Origin of the sequence: Halorubrum tibetense, from assembly GCF_042661865.1 — an archaeon.
GTDB classification, from domain to species: domain Archaea; phylum Halobacteriota; class Halobacteria; order Halobacteriales; family Haloferacaceae; genus Halorubrum; species Halorubrum tibetense.
This window is the reverse complement of record NZ_JBHSWW010000191.1, coordinates 1-4754: the sequence shown is the minus strand read 5'-3', so window position 1 is coordinate 4754 and position 4754 is coordinate 1. Positions and strand designations below refer to the sequence as shown.

The window sequence follows — 4754 nt, the reverse complement described above, 5'->3', positions numbered from 1 at the left end:
CGACCCGATCGAGGAGCCGGTCCTCCACGACCGGTCCGCCGAGGCTCTGGAGGCTGGTCGCAGCGAACTGTGCGGTCTGGGGGTCGTCGTCGGCGAGCGCGTCCGCGAGCGCCTCGACGGCCGGCGCCGTGTCCGGGTCCGCGACACGTCCGAGGATCCACGCCGCGTTCCGCCGCTGTCGGCGCTGTTTCCCCTTCGTGAGGATCTCGACGAGGGGGTCGACGACGGTCTCGTCGTCGGCCGCCTGTAGCTCGGAGACGACCCGGTCTCGGACCGTGTGGCTGTGCTCGGTCGGCACGTTCGAGAGCAGCTCGATCACGGAGTACACCGCCGCGTTCCGAACGATCGCGCTCTCGTCGCCAAGCGCCCGTGCCAGCGGCTCCACCGGCTTCGGGTTGTTCGCGTTGCCGAGTGCGCCCGCCGCGATCCGCCGGATCGACTCGTCCGAGTCGTCGAGCAGGTCGAGTAGGGGGTCGAGCGCGCGATCGGTGCCGATACTCCCGAGTGCGTTCGCCGCTGCCCGCCGGACGCGTGGCTCGCCGTCGAGGCGGTCGATCAGTGCCGGGATCGCCCGTGGGTCCGCGAAGGTTCCGCAGGCGTGGCACGCTCGCAGCCGGACACGGGGGTCGGGGTCCGAGAGGGCGTCCACTACCGCCGGTAGAGCGCTGGGTTCGTCGAGCCGTGCGAGCGCGTTTGCCGCCGCGATCCGGAGCTCGGGGCGGTCGGCGTCGAGCGCGCGAGCGAACTTGCGGGCGGTCACCCACTCGGCCTCCGACCCGCTTCCCCCCGTGAGTTCGGTGAGGAGCTGTTCGAGCGCCTCCTGTCCGATCTCGTCGAGGGCGTCGACAGCCGCTCCTCGAACGCCGGGGTCATCGTCCGCGGTGGCAGCTCGGAGCAGCCCGTCGATAGTCGCCTGGTCGTCGACTTCACCGAGCTCGCCGAGGAACTCCACTGCCCGCTTTCGGACCGCGGCGTTGTCGCTCCCCAGCGCGTCCCTAAGCCGTTCGACGTTTCCGTCGCGCGCGTGGCGGTACAGCGACATCAGTGCCTCCGGAACACGCGCCGCCGCTTGTCGATCGGTTCGTACTCGTCGCTTCGGTCCGGCGGGACGCTCTCCGTCATACCCACGACGAGGACGCCCCGATCAGCGAGTGACGCTTCCAGCGTGTCGAACAGTGCCCCCTTGTGCCCGACATCGATGTAGATCAGCAGGTTCCGACACAACACCAACTCGAACGGTCCGCGCGACCCGTCGCGTATGAGGTCATGTGTGTCGAACTCGACGAGTCGACGGGGCTCGGCCCGCACGCGGAAGCTGTCGCCGTCGCGGTCGACGTACCGCTCGGGGTTCGACAGCGGCGCGAGCTCTTCGGCGATATCCGTCGTTCGAGTCGTGTGATAGACCCCCTCTCGGGCGTTCTCGAGCGCCTCCTCGCTGATGTCGCTCCCGAGTATCTCGACCCGCCGCTCGTTGATGTCGGGGTCGTCACACGCCAACATCGCCAGCGAGTACGGCTCCCGTCCGTCCGCACAGGGTGCCGACCAGACGCGGACACGGCGTTTCTCCTCGGTCAGGTCGATCAGCACCTCACGCAGCACCGCCCACATCTCGGGGTTGCGGAAGAACTCGGTCACGTTGATCGTGAGCGCGTCCATCAGTGCTTGCCGCTCCGCTTTCTCCTCGCGGAGGAGCCGCTCGTACTCCGTGTGTGAGTCGGTGTCACGACGGCGCATTCGAGCGGAGATCCGCCGGTCGAGGTACGACTCGTTGTAGTAGCCTGGCTCGAACGGGACGGAGTCGTCGATCTGGCGTAACACCCCGTCGAAGGCGGCGTCCCCGGTCATAGGCTCACCACGTCGAGGACGGCCACGACGTCACCGTCGCCGAGCACTGCGGTCCCGCTGAGTCCCGGCGTCCCCGACAGCGGACCGTCGAGCGGTTTCACGACCACTTCCTCCTGGTCCAACACGCCGTCACAGTGGAGCGCGACCGTCCGGGTGTCCTCACGGATCCGGACGAGCATCCCCTCGTCGTCGGCGCTCGCCCCGCCGTCCGTCGCTGTGGTCGTCGACGAGTCGACCGGGGCCGTGTCCGCGTCGGAACCGGCGTCGACATCGGCATCGTCGGGAGTCGTGGTCCGGCTCGATGCTTCCGATCCGTTCGCCCCTTCGAGCCGCTCGTTTAGCCTGACGACCGGGTAGAGATCGCCCTCGTGTCGGACGATCTCGTCGCCGTGGACCCGCTCGATCCCGTCCGCACGGGACACCTCCGCGATCGATTTGATCGGGATCCCGTACTCGGTGCCGCCGACGTCGACGAACATCACCTTCACGATGGCCACGGTGACCGGTAGCCGGAACGTGACGGTGGTCCCCTCGCCGGGGTCGCTACTAACAGAGACGGATCCGTCGAGGTCCCGCGCGGTAGTCCGAACCACGTCCATCCCCACGCCGCGTCCGGAGACGTCGGTCACCTCCTCCGCCGTCGAGAAGCCCGGGTGGAAGACGAGGTCGTACACCTCGTCGTCGGTCATCGCCTCGACCGCGTCCCGGCTCTCGACGCCCTCGGCGACCGCCTTGTCGCGGAGTCGGTCCGCGTCGAGGCCGCCGCCGTCGTCGTCGACCTCGATGATCACGTGGTCCCGTTCCCGCTCCGCGGTGAGTCGAACCTCTCCTCGCGGGTCCTTCCCGGCCGCCTCCCGCTCGGCGGGGGGCTCGATCCCGTGGTCGACCGCGTTCCGCAGGACGTGTACGAGCGGGTCCCGCATCTCCGTGAGGATCGTCCGGTCGAGCTCGACGTCGTCGCCTTCGATCTCGAACCGTACCTGCTTGTCGAGGTCGCGGGCGATGTCCCGAACCAGCCGCGGGAACGAGTCCGACACCTGTGAGAACGGGATGAGCCGCATATCCATCGCGGTGTCCTGGAGGCTCGACGCGAGCTTGTCCAGCTCGTCTAACGTGTCCGGTTCCGCGTCCGCGCCCTCCAGCTCGCGGCGGAGCTTGATCCGGCTCGTCACGAGCTGTTCGACCAGCCCGTACAGCTCGTCGACTTGGTCGACGTCTACCCGGATCGACTTGATCTCGTCGCGGTTGCTGCCGTCCGTGGTGGTGTCGTCGGCGTCGGCAGTATCGTTGGCGCTATTGGCGTCGGCGGTATCGTTGGCGTCGGCGGTGATGGTGTCCGCGTCGTTTGCGTCGGCGGTGATGGTGTCCGCGTCGTCCGTGGTGCCGTCAGCACCAGCGTCGGTGTCCGGGTCCTCCGCGTTGTTCGTCTCGGCTTCCACGGGAGCTGCCGTCACTGATTCGACCTGCGCGAGCGCGTCGAGCCCCTTCGCGACGACTTCGGGGTTCGCGTCGGCGACGAACACGTCGAACCCGCCGTCGTACTCGCCGGCTTCGAGAGCGTCAGCGTCGGGATCAGTGACGAACCCGTCGAACTGCCCGTCGACAGCCTGCGTGATGAGCGTCGCGTCGACGCCCGGCATGGCGCTGTCCCCGACGGTGACCGCGGCGTAGACGATCTCGTCGCCGAGCTCGGTCGCCCTGTCCGGCAACGGCGGCACCGTGACGTCGGCGTTCGCGGGTTCGTCGACGTCCGTGCTCGTCTCCGCGTTGTCTCCTCCGTCGTTATCCTCGGCGTTTCCGTCTGCTCCGTTCTGCCTGTCACCGCCTTCTGTATCGCCGTGTTCCGTCTCGTCGTGTTCCGTATCGCCGTGTTCTGTGTCGTCGTGTTCCGTCTCGTCGTGTTCCGTCTCGTTGCTCCCTGTATCGCCCGCCGGATCGACCGTTCCGTGTTTCTCGATGGCGCGGAGCCGCGACTCCAGATCCGTGGGATCGGTCGATACCTCCCCGGTGTCGGCGATCTCCGCAACCATTGCTTCGACAGTGTCGACGCCCTCGAATAACAGGTCCATCAGCTCGGGGGTCACTTCCCGATCGCCCGAGCGGACCGCGTCGAGGAGGTCCTCCAGCGTGTGTCCGAACGAGGAGACGTCCTCGTACCCCATCGCGGCGGCGTTCCCCTTCAGCGTGTGGGCGACCCGAAACACGTCGTCCATCGCGGCGTCGTCCGAGGGGTCGGCCTCCAGCGCGAGCAGGGCGTTGTTGAGGTCGGTGATCCCGTCTTCGGCCTCGGCGACGAACGCCGCACGGTGTGAGTCCATCAGGCCGCACCTCCGTCGAAGATCGCACCGGCGACGTCGTCGAGGTCGTGGACCGCGTCGATCACGCCCGTCGCGACGGCGCGCTTCGGCATGCCGTAGATCACACAGGTGTCCTCGCTCTGTGCGATCGTCCGTGCGCCGGCGTCCGCCATCGCGCGGATCCCGATCGATCCGTCCGACCCCATCCCGGTCAGTATCACACCGACCAGCGGGTCGGAGACCGTCCCGGCGGCCGACTCCATCGTCACGTCGACGGCGGGAGTGACCGATCGCGAGTCGTCCTCCGTGAGCTTCACGCGGAGGCGTCCCGCGCGATAGCTCCCGACTTCGAGGTGGTTGCCGCCGCGGGCGACGAGCGCCTCGACCGCGCCGATCCGCTCGCCGTCAGTCGCCTCACGCACGTCGTACGCGGAAACGCCGTCGAGCCGGTCGGCGAACCGCGACGTGAACGCCTCGGGCATGTGTTGGACGATCAGGACGCGACAGTCCGCCATCGGCAACGAGGCGAGCACGCGCTCGACCGCGTTCGGCCCGCCGGTCGACGCCCCGATCACGACCGTCACGGGGTCCGTTAGGTCCCTGCTCGGGGTC

4 protein-coding genes are annotated in these 4754 nt (G+C 68.4%); all 4 read right to left on the bottom strand.

The features are described from left to right. On the bottom strand, positions 1-1042 hold a 1042-nt coding region (locus ACFQEU_RS11530; RefSeq protein WP_379782266.1), incomplete at its 3' end, for a HEAT repeat domain-containing protein. Further along, positions 1042-1845 (bottom strand): CheR family methyltransferase, encoded by an 804-nt coding sequence (locus tag ACFQEU_RS11525; RefSeq protein ID WP_379782264.1) that lies wholly within the window; start codon positions 1843-1845, stop codon positions 1042-1044. The genes ACFQEU_RS11530 and ACFQEU_RS11525, both read right to left, overlap by 1 nt. Beyond that, entirely contained in the window at positions 1842-4163 is a 2322-nt protein-coding gene (locus ACFQEU_RS11520; RefSeq protein ID WP_379782262.1) for an ATP-binding protein, read from the bottom strand. The genes ACFQEU_RS11525 and ACFQEU_RS11520 overlap by 4 nt, the downstream gene beginning before the upstream one ends. Then, a partial coding sequence (locus ACFQEU_RS11515) for a CheB methylesterase domain-containing protein (protein WP_379782260.1) occupies positions 4163-4754 on the bottom strand: 592 nt, incomplete at its 5' end. The genes ACFQEU_RS11515 and ACFQEU_RS11520, both read right to left, overlap by 1 nt.